Origin of the sequence: Pseudomonas soli (assembly GCF_900110655.1) — a bacterium.
In the GTDB taxonomy this organism is placed as follows: Bacteria; Pseudomonadota; Gammaproteobacteria; order Pseudomonadales; family Pseudomonadaceae; genus Aquipseudomonas; species Aquipseudomonas soli.
The window spans coordinates 239,983-260,128 of record NZ_FOEQ01000002.1; the positions used below are offsets into that span (position 1 = coordinate 239,983).

Genomic DNA, 20,146 nt, shown 5'->3' on the forward strand with positions numbered 1-20,146 from the left:
TCCCACGCCGAGGGCTAGGTAAAGGCGTGGGAGCGGGCTTGCCCCGCGATAGCGTCGGTACAGCCCCCGCCTCAGGCCGGTTTCATCACCAATACCCCCAGCGGCGGCAGGTTCAGCGCCAGCGACAATGGCTGGCCATGGCTGGCGACCTCATCGGCGACCACCGCCCCGAGATTGCCCACGTTCGACCCTGCATACAGTTCGGCATCGCTGTTGAGCAGTTCCACCCAGTGCTCGCCGAACGGCACGCCGATGCGGTAGCCCTCGCGCGGCACCGGGGTGAAGTTGGCCACCACCAGCAACGGTTCGCCCTGGCTGCTCCAGCGCAACCAGGCATACACGCTGTTGTGCGCATCGTCGCCGATCAGCCACTGGAAGCCCTGGGGCTGGCAGTCCTGCTCGTGCAGCGCGGGCAGGTCGCGGTACAGGCGGTTGAGGTCGGCCACCAGCTTCTGCACGCCCTGATGCTCGGGATACTGCAGCAGGTACCAGTCCAGTTGCTGGTCGTGGTTCCATTCGCGCCACTGACCGAACTCGCAGCCCATGAACAGCAGCTTCTTACCTGGATGCATCCACATGAAAGCCAGGTAGGCGCGCAGGTTGGCGAACTTCTGCCAGCGGTCGCCGGGCATCTTGTCAATCAGCGAATGTTTGCCATGCACCACTTCGTCGTGGGAGATCGGCAGGATGAAATGCTCGGAGTAGGCATAGATCAGCCCGAAGCTCATCTCGTTGTGGTGGTAGGTGCGGTGGATTGGGTCGTTCTGGATGTAATGCAGGGTGTCATGCATCCAGCCCATGTTCCACTTGTAGGCAAAGCCCAGCCCGCCCTGCTGCACCGGCTGGCTGACCCCAGGCCAGGCGGTGGACTCCTCGGCGATGATCAGCGCGCCCGGCGCCTCATGGGCGGCGACGCTGTTGAGGTGGCGGACGAAGTCGATGGCCTCGAGGTTCTCGCGCCCGCCATGGCGGTTGGGCACCCATTCGCCGGCCTTGCGCGAATAGTCGCGGTAAAGCATCGAAGCCACCGCGTCCACGCGCAGGCCATCAATGTGGAAGTGCTTGAGCCAGTGCAGCGCCGAGGCCAGCATGAAACCGCGCACCTCGTTGCGCCCGAGGTTGTAGATCAGCGTGTTCCAGTCCTGGTGGAAACCTTCCAACGGGTTGTCGTATTCGTACAAGGCGGTGCCGTCGAAGCGCGCCAGGCCATGCTCGTCGGTGGGGAAATGCGCCGGCACCCAGTCGAGGATCACGCCGATGCCGCCCTGGTGGCAGGCGTCGATGAAGAAGGCGAAGTCCTCGGCGCTGCCGTAGCGCGAGGTCGGGGCGAACAGCGACAGCGGCTGGTAGCCCCAGGAGCCGCCGAAGGGGTGCTCCATGATCGGCATCAGCTCGATATGGGTAAAGCCCAGTTCCTGCACGTAAGGCACCAGGCGCTCGGCCAGTTCACGCCAGTTGTAGTAGCGCGCGACCTCGCCGGCGTCGTCCAGCTCGCAGCGCCAGGAGCCGGCGTGCAGCTCGTAGATCGACAGCGGCGCGCTGTAGGCGTGGCGCTGGGCCCTGTGTTCCAGCCACTGGCCATCGCGCCATTCGTGGGCCAGGGCGCCGGCCACCTTGGAGGCGGTGCTCGGCGGCAGTTCGGTCGCGCGGGCCAGGGGGTCGGCCTTGAGGGGCAGCACGCCGTCCTGGCCGAGCACTTCGAACTTGTAGGTCTCGCCCACGCCGAGGCGCGGCACGAACAGCTCCCACACCCCGGCGCCATGGCGCAGGCGCATGGGGTGGCGACGACCATCCCAGTTGTTGAATTCGCCCACCACCGACACCCGTCGGGCATTCGGCGCCCAAACCGAGAAGCACACCCCGGCAACCCCATCCACTTCGGTCGGCTGGGCGCCGAAACGCCCGGACAGGTCGCGGTGGTTGCCCTCGGCGAACAGGTACATGTCCATCTCGCCCAACTGCGGGCCGAAGCTGTAGGGGTCCTCGGTGACCTGCTCGCCGCCGGCCCAGCCGATCTGCAGCAGATACGGGCCAGCCTGGTCCAGGTGCGCGGTGAACAGGCCGGGCACGCCACCCTGGCGCATCTCGGCGAGTACCCGGCCGTCGTCGCGGGCCAGCACGCGCACGCTCAGGGCACTGGGCAGGAAGGCCCGGATGAACTGGCCGCCCGCACCATCGGGGTGCGGGCCGAGTACGGCGAACGGGTCGGCGTGCTCGGCGCGGGCCAGGGCATCGAGGTCCCGTTGCCGAAGGCCGCCGTTGTCACGCGTGGTTGCATTCATCTATGACTCTCCCCAGGTACTGATCAATCCATGCAGGCCATGCAAAGGCACGGCCAGCCAACTTGGCCGGTTCTCGGCTTCATAGGTAATTTCGTAGGCGGCCTTCTCCAGGCAAAACAGCTCCAGCGCGGCGCGCTCGCCCTCGGCCTGCTGCCAGGCGTGGGGCATGGCGGCGGTGGCCAACCCGTAGGCTTCGACGAAGGCATGGCGCGACTGGTGCAGGTACTGCCGGGCGACCCGCTGCCGGGCCTGGCGCGCCGCCTCGGAGAGGTCTACCGCCGAGGCGCTGCGCAGGATCATCGCAGCAGCATAGTCGAAGGATCGCAGCACACCGCTGACATCCTTGTACGGGCTGTGTTTGGCCCGGCGTTCGTCCAGCGGCCGCGCCGGCTCGCCCTCGAAATCGATCAGGTAGGCGTCGCCCTGTACCACCAGTACCTGGCCCAGGTGCAGGTCGCCGTGCACCCGCATCAGCAGCCCGCCCTGGGCTTGGCGCGCGAGATTGTCGACATGCTGTTGCAGCCCTTCGCGCTGTTGCTGCAGGTCGTCGACCAGAGCCTGGCTGTCACTGTCGAGGGTGTCACGGTGTTGGGCGAGCAGGTCGAGGGCATGGCTCAGCTCGGCACTGATCTGGCGGCTCCAACGCTCGCTGTCGCGGGCGTCGCTCGGGCGTGAACGGAACGCTTCGTCGTCGCTCGGCGCGGCCAGCAGCAGGTGCATCTCGCCCAGGCGCTGGCCGAGCAAGGCGGCAAAACCGGTCAGCTCGGCCAGGGCATCGGTGTGCGCCTCCTGCTCAGTGCTGGCGGGTTCCATCTGGTCGCGGATCGCCCGTTCCAGGGTGTTCTGCGTCCAGTCCCAGGCATCGCCCTGGTTGCTCAGGTAGCCTTGGGCGATCATCAGCAGGTGCGACTGCTCGCTGTCGTCCACGCGACTGACCCAGGCCAGCAACGGTGAGATATTGGCAAAGCCGGCGGCGGTCAGGTAGGCGCTCATCTCCAGCTCCGGGTGAATACCCGGATTGACCCGGCGAATCAATTTGAGCACCAGGCTGCCGCCCACCACTACCGAGCTGTTGGACTGCTCGGCGCTCAGGTAGCGCACCTCGCTCTGCTCATCGAGCTGCAGCGCGGCCAACTGCTCGGTGCTGTGGAAGCGCAACTCGCCCAGGCCATCGCCACAGGCCAGCCGCAGGCCGTCCTGGCAGCCCTGGAGCACGGCGCGAATGAAGGGTTCGAGCACGAAGGCATCGGTGATCAGCCCCACCTGGCGGCCACGGCGTACCCGCGACAGCGCCAGCTGCTGCGGCAGCGCGGCATTGATCTGCTCCTCCGGCAACAGGCCGAAGGGCAGCTGGTAGTGGGTGACCACGCCTTCGCTGTGCACCTCCAGCTCGCCAAGCAGCACCGGCAACGCCGAGGTGGCCATGCGCACGCCATAGCGCAGGCGGACTTGGTCGATCGGCCCTTCCTTGCCGGCGAACCAGCGCCGCTTGGGCAGATACTGCGGCAGGATAGCGGTCTGCAATGCCTCGCGCGCCGGTGACTCGAGCAGTTCTTCCATGCGCTTGCGCAGCACCAGGGTGGTCAGCTCGGGCAGCCCCTCGCTGGGCTGGATATGCCAGCTGGGCATGCGGTCGTGGCTGGCCAGCAGGAACCAGTAGAAGCCATAGGGCGGCAACGTCAGCAGGAACGGCAGCTGGCCGATGGGCGGGAAGGCGCTGCCGCCTAGCATCTCCACCGGCACCTTGTCGGCATACTGCGACAGCTCCAACTCGGCGGCCTGGGCGGCCCGCGAGACGTTGGCCACGCACAGCACGATCTCGACGTTGCCCTCGGCATCGGTGTATTCGCGGGTATAGGCCAGCACCCGCCGGTTGCTCGGCGTGAGCATCTTCAGGCTGCCGCGACCGAAGGCCTTCTGCTGCTTGCGCACCGCCAGCAGCCGCCGGTTCCAGTTGAGCAGCGAATGCGGGTCGTGGGCCTGGGCCTCGACGTTGATCGTCTGGTAGCCGTACAGCGGATCCATGATCGGCGGCAGCACCAGGCGCTGCGGGTCGGCGCGGGAAAAGCCTCCATTGCGGTCCGGCGACCACTGCATGGGAGTGCGCACGCCATCGCGGTCACCCAGGTAGATGTTGTCGCCCATGCCCAGTTCGTCACCGTAGTACAGCGTCGGCGTGCCGGGCATCGACAGCAGCAGGCTGGTGAGCAGCTCGATACGCCGCCGGTCGCGTTGCAGCAGCGGCGCCAGGCGCCGGCGAATCCCCAGGTTGATGCGGGCGCGGCGGTCCTCGGCGTAGTAGTTCCACAGGTAGTCGCGCTCGCGGTCGGTGACCATCTCCAGGGTCAGTTCATCATGGTTGCGCAGGAAGATCGCCCACTGGCAGTTGGCCGGGATCTCCGGGGTCTGGCGCAGGATGTCGGTGATCGGGAAGCGGTCTTCCATGGCCAGGGCCATGTACATGCGCGGCATCAGCGGGAAGTGGAAGGCCATGTGGCATTCGTCGCCATCGCCCTCGCCGAAGTACGGGCGGGTGTCCTCGGGCCACTGGTTGGCCTCGGCCAAGAGCATGCGGTCGGGGTAGTTGGCGTCGATTTCGGCGCGGATCGCCTTGAGCACCACATGGGTCTCGGGGAGATTCTCGTTGTTGGTGCCGTCGCGCTCGATCAGGTAGGGGATGGCGTCCAGGCGCAGGCCGTCAACGCCGATATCGAGCCAGAAGCGCATCACCCCGATCACCGCCTTGAGCACCTGCGGGTTGTCGAAGTTGAGGTCCGGCTGGTGCGAGTAGAAGCGGTGCCAGAAGTACTGGCCGGCCACCGGGTCCCAGGTCCAGTTGGACTTCTCGGTATCGAGGAAGATGATCCGCGTGCCGTCGTACTTCTGGTCATCGTCCGACCACACGTAGAAGTCCCGGGCCTTGCTGCCGGGCTTGGCATGCCGGGCGCGCTGGAACCAGGGGTGCTGGTCGGAGGTGTGGTTGATGACCAGCTCGGTGATCACCCGCAGGCCGCGCTTGTGCGCCTCGGCGATGAAGCGCCTGGCGTCGGCCATGCTGCCGTAGTCCGGGTGCACGGCCTTGTACTCGGCAATGTCGTATCCGTCGTCGCGCCGTGGCGAGGGGTAGAACGGCAGCAACCAGAGGGTGTTGACGCCCAGTTCGGCGATATAGTCGAGCTTGCCGATCAAGCCCGCGAAATCGCCGATGCCGTCGTTGTTCGCATCGAAGAACGATTTCACGTGCAGTTGGTAGATCACCGCGTCCTTGTACCACAGCGGATCGTCGATGAAGGCTGCCGGGCGGGAACGCTTGGCCATTGGGGACTCCTTTGTGTCCGAGGGTTCAGCTTGAAGCCCATCGCGGGGCTAGCGCGATTTCTCGATGCGCCAGATACCGAACGGCTGGTGCCACGGCTCGATGCGCATCCACTGGGTCTTGCCATGCCAGGTCCAGCGCTGGCCGTTCATCAGGTCCTCGCCTTGCGTATCGGCGCTGTCGTCCAGCCCCAGCTCCCATAGCGGCAACTCGAAGCTGGCCTCCTGGGCGTTGTGCGGGTCGAGGCTGATGGCAACGAGGATGAAGTTGTCGCGCTCGGGGGTGCGCTTGGCGAAGTACAGAATGTTGTCGTTCCAGCAATTGAGGAACACCACCCCCAGATGGGTCTGCAGGGCGCGGTTCTGCCGACGGATGCGGTTGAGCTGGGCGATCTCGGCAACGATGTTGCCGGGCTGGGTGAAGTCCCGGGGGCGGATCTCGTATTTCTCCGAGTCCAGGTACTCCTCCTTGCCCGGCAGCGGCGTGCCCTCGCACAGTTCGAAGCCCGAGTACATGCCCCACAATCCCGAACCCATGGTCGCCAGCGCAGCGCGGATCAGGAAGCCCGCTCGCCCGGACGTCTGCAGGAAGAAGGGGTTGATGTCCGGAGTGTTGACGAAGAAATTGGGTCGATAGCACTGGCTCCACGGCGGCTGGTTGAGCTCCTCGAAGTATTCGCGCAGCTCTTGCTTGGTATTGCGCCAGGTGAAGTAGGTATAGCTCTGCGCGTAGCCGACCTTGCCCAGGCGCGCCATCATCGCCGGGCGTGTGAAGGCTTCGGCGAGGAAGATCACCTCGGGGTGCTGGCTGCGCACATTGGCGATCAGCCATTGCCAGAACGGCAGCGGCTTGGTGTGCGGGTTGTCGACGCGGAACGTCTTCACCCCCTCCTCGACCCAGCCGACAACCACGTCGCGCAGCGCCAGCCAAAGGCTGGGCACCGCCTCGGGGGCATAGAAGTCGACGTTGACGATGTCCTGGTATTTCTTCGGTGGGTTTTCCGCGTAGCGGATGGTGCCGTCAGGGCGCCAGCTGAACCAGCCGGGGTGCTCCTGCAGCCAGGGATGGTCCTGGGAGCACTGGATGGCGAAGTCCAGGGCGATTTCCAGGCCGTGCTCGGCGGCGGCGGCGACCAGGCGGCGGAAGTCCTCGCGGCTGCCCAGCTGCGGGTGGATGGCATCGTGCCCACCTTCGGGGCTGCCGATGGCATAAGGGCTGCCGGGGTCGCCGGGGTCGGCCTGCAAGGCGTTGTTGCGGCCCTTGCGGTGCTTCATGCCGATGGGGTGGATCGGCGGGAAATACAGCACGTCGAAGCCCATGTCGCGGATCATCGGCAAGCGCTGGTGCACATCATCGAAGGTACCGTGGCGCTCGGGGTCGTCGGTGACCGAGCGCGGGAACAGCTCATACCAGCTGGCGAACTGGGCCGCCTCGCGGTCGACGTCCAGCGGGAATTCGCGGCTGCGGGTGAGGTAGCTGCGATGTTCCGCCTCCCCCATCAGGCGTGCGGCGTCGGGGTGCAGCAACAATTTCACCTGTTCATCCACCGGCAAGCCAGGCAAGCGCTGTTGCAACTGCGCCAGTTGCTCGCGCAGCAGGCCGTCGCTGCGTTCGATGCCCTTGCCCAGCAGCAGGCGGCCCTCCTCCAGCTCCAGCTTCACCTCCACGCCGGCGGCATACTTCTTCTCCAGGTCGTGGCAATAGGTGGCCCAGGGGTCGATCCAGGCCTCGATGCTGAACAGGTGCAGGCCCAGCTCGGCAGGCGTGAAGTCGGCCAGCCACAGGTCGTTGCCCGGCGAATGCATGGCCACGCAGTGCCAGCGCCGGCTGTGGGCCTGGCGCCAGTGCAGGGTCACGGCCAGGCGATCGTGACCGTCGGTGTAGACCTTGGCGCCCACTTCGACCTTGTGACCGCGCACGGCCTTGGCGGCGAAGGTGCCGCCGTCGAGCACCGGGCTTGCGTCCTCGATCACGATACGCGGCGCCAGCAGGGCCTGGGACAGGCTGATGGCCTGGTCCGGGTGATCACCTGCCATCGGCACGCTTTCGAACGGCTCGTTACCAGACATCGACCTTGCTCCCTGGGCTGGTGGCGGTAAGGGTTCAGAGCCGTGCGCAAGCGCGAGGGTTCAAAAAAAATGAGCGCAGGGCGCAGGCCCGGGTCAAAGCCTGCGACACCCCTTCATTCATCACGCGAGGCCAGGCCCATGAACATTCCCATTCCACCGGAGACACCCGACCCGAACATCGACGACCCGACCTTGCCGCCGCCGGTGCCCGAGGAGGACCCGGACGAGCTGCCGATCAAGCCGACCGTGCCGCCAACCGTAGGCGACCCGCCGAGCCAGGAGCCGCCGGTGAAAGCTTGAGGATAGACAAGGCCGCGGAAATCTGACCACCTGGGCCGGCCCTGTCGCGGGGCCGGCACTGACAGCACAAAGCTGACGAAACCGCACCTGGCATTTCTACCAGTAGCACCTGCCCGCAAAGCCACGTACAGAGAGGCCTCACCCTCTGACGATCCTCTGGCATGCGCTCACGCCTCTACATCGCCTTCCACCTGCAATGGCTCCTCGCCTGCTTCCTGGAACAGAGCCTGCACAACATCCGCCCCGGCGCCGCCCTGGACGAACTGGGCGCCGACAGCTTCGACGTGGTCGAACTGCAGGCTATCGTCGAAGAGACGTTCAACATCCTCATTCCCCAGCCAATTCGCACCTACACCACCTTTGCCGAGCTGGTGGAGCTGGTGTACCGCTTGCTGCCGCCCCAGGGCAAAGCCCCATCGACCAGCTGAATTGCTCCTGCCGTACCTGGCATTTCTGCCAGTTGTGGGCGCTGACGGCACATTTTAAAAAGTAACTTCAAGACCCTTACGCATGGAGCAAAACGCAATGGCTGCCAAATCTTCCGTTGACCTCAAGCCAGCCGCGGATACCAACACCTTCCCGGTGCCCTACCAGATCAGCAACCAACCAGATGGTAGCCTGCCCGACATGCAGGACTTCGGCCTGGAGCGGGTGGGCAGCGTCGAAGGCGGATGGTACAGCCTGTGCCCGATCAAGGCCGGTCGTGCCCTGACCAAGGGCGAAACCATCAGCGCGTGCCTGGTGCACCGTCGCACCGGCGAACTGACTCGGGTCGACTACACAGCGACAGCCGACAAGCTGGACGCTACAAAGTGGCTCGCAGACTTCGCCGAACAGGTCGCCAAAGCCGGCAAGCCGATCACTGCGGGGGGCTGGAGCGACGATAATGAGTTTTCCAGCAGCCACGAGGCGCCGCGCCTGTGGTGCCAGGCCGACTACCGAGCGTTCAGCACTGCGCCGTTCAGCAGCAACATCGTCCAGGTGCTGGCCTGTGACGACAGTTTCTCGCTGGCCAAGGGCAAGACCCTGAGCCTGCAAGTGCGCGACCTCAAGACCCAGGCGCTGCACGAACAGCACTTCTTCACCGCCAAAGAGGACAGCGGCTGGAGCAAGGCCCTGTGCAAGCAGATCAACACTGGCAGCCACCTGTTGCGGGCTGGCGTGCTGGACGCGGCAACCTGCGCCGTGACACCCGGCGACAAAGGCAATGCCTTCTGGGGGCCGCAGCACGCCGAGCTGTGCGTGACCATCACCGAGGTAGACTGGTGGGCCAGCGATACGCTCGACGGCACCGCAGTACCCAGTGGCGGCACATTGCATGCCTGGGTCTACGACGCGTTCTCCCAGCGCCTGCTCGGGCACCATGCCTGGACCCCGGCCAAGGCGCAGCGAGCCAGTGGCAAATGGCTGGAGCCTTGGTCCACAGCGCTGGCAGGATCTGACGTTGCCCCCTACCTGCGCATCGATACCACCACGGCGTTGCTCGAACAGCGCGGCGACGGCCTGCGCATCTTCGCCACGCTGCCGGGTGATGAGCACACGGTCGAAGGCCCACTGCTGAAGACCGCCTTCAAGGCACCGGAAGATGCCGTACTGGTGACCGTGCGGCATCCCGGCAACCAGGCGTTGCTGCACCATGCGCTGTTCAGGCCTCAGGACTGCAAGACAGTCCCCAATGACCAGGCAACCTGGGTGAAGGCTTTGGCCGACTTCATCGAAGCGCAAAAATGGCCGCAGCTGAATGTCAAGGATGGCAAGCAGCTGTGGCTGCCACGGCATGCAGAACTGGCAATTGCGCTGGCAAACGTTGGCGACGGTCACGGCTGGAACGGCGATACCTATGGGCTCGAACTGCTGAGCGCCGATGAGTGGCCACGGACCGCTGCAGCCGAGCCGGGGAAGCTGGACACCTATTCTGAACCAGGCGTGACGAGGCTGATGGTCGAGTCGCTGGGCACAGAACTGGCGTTTCGCCTGAATAAAGCTGCACGCGACAAAGGCTACCGGGTGATGGCATGTGTGCCGTGGCAGAACGAGTTGGACCTCAGAGATGCCTACAATAGCTGGGCTGCTGCGACAGTCGCGGCGGGTGGCACCCTCGACGTACCATTCGCCGAACTCACGACCTTGGAGGGCACCGCCAAAATTGCCATGGCCGCTTGGCAGTATCTCGACACCACGAGTTATAAGAGCGAAGACACCATTGGCTGGGTAAGGGCAATCTGCTTCGCTGCACACCTCGATATCAAACGGGCTGCTCTCAAAGCCGCCTATGCGGCAAGCGACGCTGGCACCGCCGAAATCTACTGGAAAGATTTTGACGAAGAGATCTATGAATCCATTTACCTAAGTGCCCTCCATAAAGTTCTAGTGCCGCTCTACCCTATGCGAACACTCGATTACGACTTGAAATCTATTGAGCCTATCGCTATTGAAAATGCCAATTCTATCAAGCGCCTAGCCGACTTCTCCTTCTCAATTTCTTCCTGGGATAAGGTTTTTGATCTCGCTAAAACACAGGACGCCGTCATAACGGCCGTAGACAAGACACTCAAGGTAGCTTGCAGACTCGCTGCGACTTTCATTGAAAAATATGATCCCAATGCCGACTTCCTTGCCCTTGTTGATAGCTACACCGAAATCTTTAGAGAAATCTCTACTAAAGGATTAATGGAGGAGTTGATGAAATCAAAGGCCGCCGTCAGGCGAGCGGTCCTTGATGTATCTGGCGGGCACCCGGATGTATTAAATATGGTCGAGGATGAGGATGACTGCACGCTCGTCGAAACCATTAAACTCTTATCCTTAATTAGTATTGCTCAACGTACCCCCTTACCAGTCTGGCCGTTGTCTGTCACTGCCGACACGATCATCTGGCAAGGGCCGCTGGCCAACCAGGGATACGATATTTACCTGGATTTCCCGCAGTCCGAGCGTGGCCAGAAGGCTTTGACCGTTGGCCATATCGGTACCTTGCACGCCACCGGGTTTTGGCACGCTCCAGAGGCTGTTACCTTCGAACCACCGAAGAAGCTCAAGAAGTGGGATGAAATCAGTTTCCTCTGCGAGGACTACAGCCAAACCAACCGCTCCGAACTGTTCGACACCACAGGCCACAGCGAAGCGGGTGTGGACCCGCGCACGGGCCTGTTCCACGCCCATTACCCGGTGGCCAGCCTGCAGGGCCTGCAAGGCCAAGGGCCAGCGTGCGACCTGACCTTGCACTATTCGGCACTGCGCGCCAACGAGGCCGGGTTGGGAGATGGCTGGGCCTGGCGCTTTTCCAGCGTGCAGGTACGCGACAGGCTGCTGACCTTGGCCGATGGCAATCAGGTCAAGTTCACCGACGCACAATGGGACGACCTGGGTAAAGGCGAGGCGCTCAAGCTGGCCTCATGCGTGGTGCGCAGCAACAAGGATCACAGCGAATTCACGCTTGACCTGCCCAGCGGCCGCCAGGAAACCCTGAAGGCGCCTGCAGCCGAAGGCAGCGACGACGAGGAGCCGAACAAAGAGTTTCATGACCTGGTCGTCAAGACGTTGAAAGCCATTCGGGACAAATCCAAACCTGACTTCCCGGCAAAACCGACGAATTGGCAGCAGTGGCTACTGATGTGCGTGCCCTGGTTCTATTATGCGACAGCAGCCATCGATTACGACGAGGCAGTCAAAGCGTGGGAGGGGGACGACAACATCAAGGAACTTAAAAAGCGCATCGCCGACTACGAAAAGCCCTTCGTGCTGCTGCTGCCCTCGACCCTCGAATCGCCCTATGGTGAACAGTTGACACTGGAGTGGAAGCGCCAGAAAGGTCAGTTCCTGCTGTTGGCGATCAACAGTGGCGATGAAGCCTTGTTCAAGGCCGAGTACGTCACGCCTCAGGAGAAAAAGGCCTCGCAGGTGAAGATGCAGGTCTGGCCGGACAGCGAGACCGAGAAATACGAGGTGAACCTGGACCTCCAAGGTTATCTATTGCGCACCCTCAAACGCCTGCAGAATGGCAAGGTGCTGCAGCAGGTTGACTGTGATTACGATGACGACCTGGCCTTGGACCGAGTGCTGTGCGGCCTGCGAGAGCTGGATGGATCGGTCGAATGCGTGAAGTACCAAGCTGCCACGCAGGACAACGGCCGCCCTGGCCTGCCCCGCGTCAATCTGCACACCCTGCTGCCAGGGGATGGGCATGAGAACCAGGTGACGACCTACCGCTACGATGGGGAATTTCTGGAAACCGACCAGCGGATCGTCAGCGTCGAGTACGAATCCGGCGCGCATGGGGCCCGGGAGAAGCATCTGCTGGTGCACGGTCGTGTCAAGCACGATAAGCGTGTCGAGCGTTTCGAACTGCTGCGCGGCGTAGCCTCTGAGCAGGATCACTGGCTGGCCTTCAGCACCCGCAGTGACCAGAAAAAAAGCGACACGCATCGGTTGACCAAAGGCTACCGCTATACGGGCGCTGGGGATGAGTTTGCCGAACTGTTATACGCCATGACGGCCGGCGCTGACAGCGACGAGCCTGTGGTGAGAGGGGGGGGAGTGCTGATCGAACGCCAACATGAACTGCTGGCGTGGTTCTTCAATAAGTCAGATAACGCCGATCGCCCGAAACTGGCCGGCTGCATCACCCGGCTGTTGGCCAACATTCCCCACTCCGAACGCGAGGCACTGGGGCGCACGGTGGAAGTAGCCACGCAGGAAGAAGACCTGAACGGCAACATCCAGCGCCTGCACAAGAGCGACGAGCACACGCTTTACCGCTGCTACTACACCAAGGCCGGCGACAACCTGATCACGCTCAGCAAACTGGCAGGGTTGAAAGACCTCCCCACGCTAAAATGCCCCTTCATTCCGGACTATGCCGCCGCGCCGGTCATGGCGGAGTACCAGTGCGATCCATTCGGCAATCCCAAGGGTCTGCGCCTGTTCGGCTACCGCAAGGTCCAACGTGGCACTCGTGACATGCTGGAGCAGGCCGAGGTGGTCGTGATCGAGGGGGTCAAGGCTCAGCTCAAGGACGACCGGCTCGACGCCGACGCCACTTGGACGCTTGTCGGCGCCTCCTCACCGCTACTGTGGCGCCAGCGCAGCACCGAGGTCTCGGTAGTCAGCGCCAAGACAGCGCAAAGCAAAGTCATGCAGTGGTCGGTCAAAGATACCCAGGTCACTCACCTTGGCCAACTGAAGTTCGAGCTGAAGAACCTCCAGGCGTTCGAGGACAACCCGAATAACGCTGGCATCGTGGTCAGCGTAAGCGCCACCACCGAGGCCGGCACCGAAACGCTCAGCAAGGAACTGCGCTCACGCCATGCCCGGCGGCGCTTGGAACAGGTGGAGCAAGGCAAAGAAGTGCACTGGCAATACGATGCGCTGGGCCGCGTGACCCAGGAGACGCACTACCTGCTCAAGGCAGGCGGCAAGGGCAAGGAAAAGGACCAGAAAGCTGACGAGCAGACTGCCACCACCTATTCGGATGACGGCAAGATCGCCACCCACACCCATGCCAGCAAGGACGTCAGCCGCAGCTACCTGGATGGCTTGCAACGGGTTTGGCGCCGCGAGTGGCGCAAGCACGGCACCCAGCACTATGTCCCGCTGGAGCAATGCAGCCTGCAAGGCCTGGATGCATCGCAGTTGCTGGCCAGTTGCAGCTGGGACTACCTGCCTGGCGGCCAGGCCGTGATAGAGATGACCCCAGAGGTGTGGGCCATGGGGCCTCAAGCCTGGACGCGGGCACAAGGCGGTCTTGATGGGCCTGGCATGCGTAGCCTGCTGCAAGCCATGGCCAAGGACAAGGCCCCCGCAACGCAAAGCGCTCTGGTATTTGAAGCGCCGGGAACCCAGAACATCACCAGCCAGTGCCTGGTCGAACAGGGGCTGGATGATCAGTGCTTGTTCCAACGCAAAACCGATTACTCCTACCGCAAGGATGGCACCTTCGAGCAAGTGGATCGCCTGACCGACCCTGCTGGCAACACCAAGATGCAATTGCTCCGGCATTTCGACAGTTCGGGGCACGTCATCAAGTACCAACGCACTCTGGGCAAGCAGACCGATACCTATAACCTTGAACGGGACGCCTTGGGCCGGGTTACCCAGCTCACGCGCCCCGACAACTCCACCGTCGCGTACAGCTACCATGGCCTGAGCAACCACGCCACGCAGCTCAAGGTAGACAGCAAGGTGGTAGCAACACAGAAAGTGAGCAACGTCAGTACGCTGACGTCGCGCACCGTGGGCAAGCGCGCCTATGGTTTCACCGACACGACGGTTACCTTGCCCGACAAGACCATCCTCACCACTGCACAAGACGCCAAGGGCATGAGTTTTAAAGACCAGAAGCGGGCCCTCTCCAGCGTTACTCACGAGGACAACACGCTGACCTTGTCCTCGGACGCCAGCGACACCGCGATGTCCAGCGGCTGGACGCAGGCCTACCGTGACGAAAACCTGCCCGGTCGGCAGCAGGTTGAGCAAACTTCGCCACGCGCCACGCGCCAGGGCTACCGCTGGCAGAGCCTGCGTGGCCAGACACTGGCTTCGCTGCGCGCCGACGGCCACTGGCAACGGGAGTTCACCGATCGCCTGGGCCGGGTGCTGCGCACGTGCCAGGACCACGAGGAAGTACTGCATCGCTATGACGCACTGGGGCGCTTGCAGTCGCGTCAAGCCCAGGCACTCAAGGCTGGCGGCCGCTGGCAGGTATTCAGCGAATACGATGGGTTTGGCCAGGAAGTGACACGGCGCTTCCTGAGCAACGGCATCGAATGCTTCAAGCAGTGCCTGACCTGGCGCGGCGATGGCCGCCTGGCGAGCAAAACCAGCTATGAAAAAGGCACCCAACTGCGCGCCGAGCACTTCACCTACGACGCGCTTGACCGCCTGCAGAAGTATGAATGCAAGACCAGCGCCGCCGAGCATTGCCCGCAAGACTGCCAGGGCACGGCGGTCAAGGCCCAGGACTTCACCTGGGATGCCATGAGCAACCTGACCCAGTGCGTTACCACCGGCTTTGACGACAAGAAGCACACCGAGGACCTGGCCTATGCCGAGGCCGATCCGACCCAGCTGACAGGCGTCACCCGCGGCAAGGCCCCCCAAGAGGTGAAATGGAACAGCAATGGCTACCTGACCGACGCAGGCCAGCACTGCTTCAGCTATAACGCCGCCGGCCAGCTCGACAAAGTCCACGACAGCGAGAACAAGCTCCTGGCCCGGTACGAATACGACGGCAGCCAGCGCCTGGCGGCGCAGTACCTGGAGGCCGACAAGAGCACCCACGAGCTGCGCTACGACGGCGATGAACTGATTGGCGAGCTGCGTTACGACCAGGCCGGCAAGGTCAGCCAACGCACAAGCCTGAGCCGCGGCCTGGCGCAGTATGATGAAAACGAGGTGCGCTGGCTGATCGACGATCCCCAGGTCGGTGTCGCCGGGCAGGTCAAGGACGGTAAGCTGGAGCTGGCTCCGCTGCTGCCGTTCGGCGAGGGCAAGGCAGTGACCGGCCTTGTCAACGGCTACAACGGCATGCGCCGCGACCCCCTAACCGGCCACTACCACGCCGGCAACGGCTACCGCACCTACGACCCGGCCCTGCGCCGCTATGCCCAGCCTGACTGGCTCAGCCCGTTTGGTGAAGGAGGCGTCAACGACTACGCCCACTGCCCGGACCCCGTCAACCTGCACGACCCCAGCGGCGCCATCATGCTCAGTCGTTGGGACCAGGGAAAACAACTTGCGTCGTATCAACAGGCGCTGCAGGACACCCAGAAAATGCCGGTCGGCGGCCGCTGGCGAGGCCTGGCGTTCTCGGCATTGGTGGCCGTGGTGGGCGCGGTGCTGACCCTTTTCACCGGGGGCATGTCGGCGATCGTGCTGGGGTTCGTCACGGCGATGAGCGTGCTGTCGTTCGCCTTCGAAGTGGCGGCGGTGTTCACAGCAGACACGAACCCTGAACTATCCAGGAAATTGAGCATCGTTTCGGTCGCCACAGGGGTGCTGAGTACCTTGGGCTTCTCCGGGTTGTTCAAGCTTGGCTTTAATGGGCTGAAACTCATGGCAAGGGGGGCCAAGCTGCTCGGCAAAGGCGCCAAGGTGGTGTGGAACGCTGGCAAGACCTTTGCCCGCTACGGATTCAAGGGGTTGTCTGGCGCCAGACGCGCGGCCCGGGCGGGCGGCCGAGTGAGTACTTATGCCGATGAACTGCTGCGGGGAAGTGGGGTGTCCGGGGAGGTAGGTGGCCTTTGGCGGCGGGCGAAATCTCACCTGACAGGGACTGTTGAAATCTATACGAAGACCAACTTCGCAAATGCAGGCGCCATTGGAAAAATTGGCAGCTATATGCAAGCCAAGGGAATGCACCTCCCCCTGGTTAGCCGCCACCTGCCGACCCACCTCTCGCAGTCTGCCGTCTACGCGGCCGACATTGTCGGCAACGTACTTGACGCCAACCTCCTGCAAGGCACGATCCTGTCCAGCACCGGCCTGGAAGAACAGCGCCTGGCGCTGCTGGCGGAGGAACAGCCCGAGCGGGGGGCTGGGGGCCCGATCAGTGTACGGAACGCTGGGGATTCAACATCCGCGCGGGTCCCCCGACTTCCATACGTGGGTACAGTACGGCACAGGGTGCCACCGGCCACGCAGGGCGTGAGATTCTGGTGGTGAGCTTGCCCGCGGCTTGACAGTAGCCCGCGCAGCAGCGTTTTCCCAGCCCCGCGCTGGGGAAGCGCATCCGTAGGCAATGCCAACGAAGGTGGCAATCATGAGCGATACAAAGGGCAAGACCGGAAAAGTGGTGGAGTTCGATGACCACGAGGGCTACGGTTACATCGACTACAAACATCAAGGCACACGGGTGTACCTGCCCAAGGATCAGGCCGCGGGCCTGGAGGATGACGTCGAGGTGATTTTCGACATCAGACTGGTGGGAAACAAGCCGTACGCCATCAATGTGAGGCGCAAATAGACCCCGGCGTGCTGTAGCGTGCCCCGCTTCAAGGCGCGGGGCACGTTCACTCGAAAGCATCGACCAGTGCCCTCGCACGCCAGATCATCTGCCGCCGATTTGCGCGACGCTGATCTCGCGCATGCGAAACTTCTGCACCTTCCCCGTCACCGTCATCGGGAATTCATCGACAAAGCGGAAGTGCCTTGGCGCCTTGAAATGCGCCAGCCTAGCCTTGCACCACTGCTGCAACTCATCCGCCGTAGCGCTGTGCCCCGGGTGCAGGCGAATCCACGCCACCACCTCCTCGCCGTACTTGCTGCACGGAATCCCCACCACCTGCGCCTCGGCCACCGCCGGGTGGGTATGGAAGAACTCCTCCAGCTCGCGCGGATAGATGTTCTCGCCGCCGCGAATGATCATGTCCTTGTTGCGCCCGACGATCCGCACATAACCGTCGTCGTCCATCACCGCCAGATCGCCGCTGTGCATCCAGCCGGCCGGGTCAATGGCGTCATGGGTGGCCTGGAAGTTGTCCCAATAGCCGAGCATCACGCTGTAGCCGCGGGTGCACAGCTCGCCGATCTCGCCTTGCGCGACGATGCGCCCGTCGGCATCCACCAGCTTGGTCTCCAGATGCGGCTGGGTGCGGCCCACGGTGGTCACGCGCAACTCCAGGCCATCGTCGGGGCCGGTCTGCAACGACACCGGGCTGGTCTCGGTCATGCCGTAGGCGATCTGCACCTCGGCCATGTGCAACTGGTCGATCACCTTGCGCATCACCTCGATCGGGCAAGTGGCGCCGGCCATGATGCCGCTGCGCAGGCTGGAAAGGTCCATGGCCTGACGTGACGGATGGTCGAGCATGGCGATGAACATGGTCGGCACGCCATAGAGGATGCTGGCACGCTCCTCGGCCACGGCGCGCAGGGTCAGCTCCGGGTCGAAGGCGTCGTTGGGGTAGACCATGGTGCTGCCGTGGGTGATGCAGCCGAGGTTGGCCATGACCATGCCGAAGCAGTGGTACAGCGGCACCGGGATGACCATGCGGTCGCGCTCGGTCAGGCCCAGGCTCTGGCCGACCATGTAGCCGTTGTTGAGGATGTTGTAGTGGCTCAGGGTCGCGCCCTTGGGCGCGCCGGTGGTGCCGGAGGTGTACTGGATGTTCACCGGCTGGTCGAACTGCAGGCCCTGCTGTCGCGCCTGATAGGCGTCAACATCGACTGCCCCTGCCCGCCCGGCCAAGGCGGCCCAGGGCAGGAAGCCTGAAGGCGGCTCGGCGGCCAGGCTGATCACGCCGCGCAGGTCGGGCAGGCGTTCACTGGCCAGTTCGCCCAATGCGTGGCTCGCCAGATCCGGCACCAGTTCCTGCACCATCGCGTGGTAGTCGGAGGTCTTGAAGGCATCGGCGCACACCAGCCAGCGGCAACCGGACTGACGCAGCACGTATTCCAGCTCACCCACCCGGTAGGCCGGGTTGATATTGACCAGGATCGCGCCGACCTTGGCGGTGGCCAGCTGCAGGATGCACCACTGGGCGCAGTTGGGCGCCCAGATACCGACCCGCTCGCCCTCCTCCACCCCAAGCGCCATCAGCGCCCGGGCCTGCACATCGACCTCGGCGGCCAGCTCGCGCCAGCTGTAGCGCAGGCCCTGGTGGCGCACCACCAGCGCCTCGCGCTCGCCGTGGCGGGCGACGGTGGCATCGAAGGCCTGGCCGATGGTCAGGGTCAGCAAGGGGTGGTCCTGACGGCCGCGGGTATAGCTTGGTTGAGGCATGGTGATCCCTTCTTGTGGTTGTTCTGGGCATGACTGAAGCAGGCGGCAAATACTCTGGCGCAGATTTACGTTTACGTAAAGGTGACGATGCGATTGACAGCCCCGGACGGCAGGTTTACGTTAACGTCAACCACGAGCACCGACCCTGTGGGAGCGGGTTTGCCCGCGATGAGGCCGGACCAGACAACATCGCTGGCCGTTCTGACGGGCATCGCGGGCAAGCCCGCTCCCACAGGGTCGGTGCAGTACCTCGAATTTCAAGAACAACAAGGTGCCCCCATGCATTACCCCAGCCTGAACTTCGCCCTGGGCGAGACCATCGACATGCTCCGTGACCAGGTGCGCACCTTCGTTGCCGCCGAGCTGGCGCCGCGCGCCGCGCAGATCGACCATGACAACCTGTTCCCTGCCGACATGTGGCGCAAGTTCGGCGACATGGGCCTGCTGGGCATCACCGTGCCGGAGGAATACGGCGGCGCCGGCCTGGGCTACCTGGCCCACGTGGTGTCGATGGAAGAGATCAGCCGGGGCTCGGCGTCGGTGGCCCTGTCCTACGGCGCCCACTCCAACCTGTGCGTCAACCAGATCAACCGCAACGGCACTCACGAGCAGAAGCTCAAATACCTGCCCAAGCTGATCAGCGGCGAGCACATCGGCGCCCTGGCCATGAGCGAGCCCAACGCCGGCTCCGACGTGGTGTCGATGAAACTGCGCGCTGAAAAGCGCGGCGACCGCTACGTGCTCAACGGCAGCAAGACCTGGATCACCAACGGTCCCGACGCCAACACCTACGTGATCTACGCCAAGACCGACCTGGACAAGGGCCCCCACGGCATTACCGCGTTCATCGTCGAGCGCGACTGGAAAGGCTTCAGCCGCAGCAACAAGTTCGACAAGCTCGGCATGCGCGGCTCCAACACCTGCGAGCTGTTCTTCGATGACGTCGAAGTGCCGCAAGAAAACATCCTCGGCCAGCTCAACGGCGGCGTGCGCGTGCTGATGAGCGGCCTGGACTACGAGCGCGTGGTGCTGTCGGGCGGCCCGACCGGCATCATGCAGAGCTGCATGGACCTGGTCGTGCCGTACATCCACGACCGCAAGCAGTTCGGCCAGAGCATCGGCGAGTTCCAACTGATCCAGGGCAAGATCGCCGACATGTACACCCAGCTCAATGCCAGCCGCGCCTACCTGTACGCCGTGGCCCAGGCCTGCGATCGTGCCGAGACCACTCGCAAGGACGCCGCCGGGGTCATCCTCTACACCGCTGAGCGCGCCACGCAGATGGCCCTGGAAGCGATCCAGATCCTCGGCGGCAACGGCTACATCAATGAATTCCCGGCTGGCCGCCTGTTGCGCGACGCCAAGCTGTACGAGATCGGCGCCGGCACCAGCGAGATCCGCAGGATGCTGATCGGCCGCGAACTGTTCAACGAAACCCGCTGAGCATAAGGAACGGGCG

The 20,146-nt window shown here is 63.7% G+C and carries 9 protein-coding genes; 5 read left to right on the plus strand and 4 right to left on the minus strand.

Annotation, left to right across the window (positions count from 1 at the left end; genetic code table 11):
- Positions 1 to 71: 71 nt before the first annotated feature.
- From glgB to BMY03_RS05735, 3 genes are read right to left on the minus strand one after another with little or no spacing between them, the layout of a single operon-like run.
- Entirely contained in the window at positions 72 to 2,282 is a 2,211-nt protein-coding gene (gene glgB, locus BMY03_RS05725) for a 1,4-alpha-glucan branching protein GlgB (RefSeq protein WP_094010501.1), read from the minus strand.
- Positions 2,283 to 5,600 (minus strand): maltose alpha-D-glucosyltransferase, encoded by a 3,318-nt coding sequence (gene treS, locus BMY03_RS05730; RefSeq protein ID WP_094010502.1) that lies wholly within the window; start codon positions 5,598 to 5,600, stop codon positions 2,283 to 2,285.
- Between the two features lie 48 nt (positions 5,601 to 5,648).
- Positions 5,649 to 7,667, minus strand: coding sequence for an alpha-1,4-glucan--maltose-1-phosphate maltosyltransferase (locus BMY03_RS05735; protein WP_094010503.1), 2,019 nt, complete (start codon positions 7,665 to 7,667; stop codon positions 5,649 to 5,651).
- Positions 7,668 to 7,805: 138 nt separating this feature from the next.
- On the opposite strand from BMY03_RS05735, the gene BMY03_RS26310 reads away from it, so the two are divergent.
- The 4 genes from BMY03_RS26310 to BMY03_RS05750 all read left to right on the plus strand — a co-directional run bounded on the left by BMY03_RS26310 (position 7,806) and on the right by BMY03_RS05750 (position 16,929).
- A complete protein-coding gene (locus BMY03_RS26310) occupies positions 7,806 to 7,967 on the plus strand; it encodes a hypothetical protein (protein ID WP_167388392.1) in 162 nt (53 codons plus the stop codon).
- A gap of 161 nt (positions 7,968 to 8,128) precedes the next feature.
- Positions 8,129 to 8,395, plus strand: coding sequence for an acyl carrier protein (locus BMY03_RS05740; RefSeq protein WP_094010504.1), 267 nt, complete (start codon positions 8,129 to 8,131; stop codon positions 8,393 to 8,395).
- Positions 8,396 to 8,492: 97 nt separating this feature from the next.
- On the plus strand, positions 8,493 to 16,628 hold the full coding sequence (locus tag BMY03_RS05745; RefSeq protein ID WP_177182886.1) for an RHS repeat-associated core domain-containing protein: 8,136 nt from the start codon (positions 8,493 to 8,495) through the stop codon (positions 16,626 to 16,628).
- Between the two features lie 97 nt (positions 16,629 to 16,725).
- Positions 16,726 to 16,929, plus strand: a complete 204-nt coding sequence (locus tag BMY03_RS05750) for a cold shock domain-containing protein (protein ID WP_158659538.1) — start codon at positions 16,726 to 16,728, stop codon at positions 16,927 to 16,929.
- Positions 16,930 to 17,013: 84 nt separating this feature from the next.
- Here the strand turns inward: BMY03_RS05750 and BMY03_RS05755 are convergent, their stop codons facing one another.
- Positions 17,014 to 18,687, minus strand: a complete 1,674-nt coding sequence (locus tag BMY03_RS05755; RefSeq protein ID WP_094010507.1) for an AMP-binding protein — start codon at positions 18,685 to 18,687, stop codon at positions 17,014 to 17,016.
- Between the two features lie 279 nt (positions 18,688 to 18,966).
- On the opposite strand from BMY03_RS05755, the gene BMY03_RS05760 reads away from it, so the two are divergent.
- Positions 18,967 to 20,130, plus strand: a complete 1,164-nt coding sequence (locus BMY03_RS05760) for an isovaleryl-CoA dehydrogenase (RefSeq protein WP_023631987.1) — start codon at positions 18,967 to 18,969, stop codon at positions 20,128 to 20,130.
- Positions 20,131 to 20,146 lie beyond the last annotated feature (16 nt).

Coding starts and splice junctions, on each gene's coding strand:
- glgB (WP_094010501.1), bottom strand. CDS start 2,282: ATGAATGCAACCACGCGTGACAACGGCGGCCTTCGGCAACGGGACCTC.
- treS (WP_094010502.1), bottom strand. CDS start 5,600: ATGGCCAAGCGTTCCCGCCCGGCAGCCTTCATCGACGATCCGCTGTGG.
- BMY03_RS05735 (WP_094010503.1), bottom strand. CDS start 7,667: ATGTCTGGTAACGAGCCGTTCGAAAGCGTGCCGATGGCAGGTGATCAC.
- BMY03_RS26310 (WP_167388392.1), top strand. CDS start 7,806: ATGAACATTCCCATTCCACCGGAGACACCCGACCCGAACATCGACGAC.
- BMY03_RS05740 (WP_094010504.1), top strand. CDS start 8,129: ATGCGCTCACGCCTCTACATCGCCTTCCACCTGCAATGGCTCCTCGCC.
- BMY03_RS05745 (WP_177182886.1), top strand. CDS start 8,493: ATGGCTGCCAAATCTTCCGTTGACCTCAAGCCAGCCGCGGATACCAAC.
- BMY03_RS05750 (WP_158659538.1), top strand. CDS start 16,726: ATGAGCGATACAAAGGGCAAGACCGGAAAAGTGGTGGAGTTCGATGAC.
- BMY03_RS05755 (WP_094010507.1), bottom strand. CDS start 18,687: ATGCCTCAACCAAGCTATACCCGCGGCCGTCAGGACCACCCCTTGCTG.
- BMY03_RS05760 (WP_023631987.1), top strand. CDS start 18,967: ATGCATTACCCCAGCCTGAACTTCGCCCTGGGCGAGACCATCGACATG.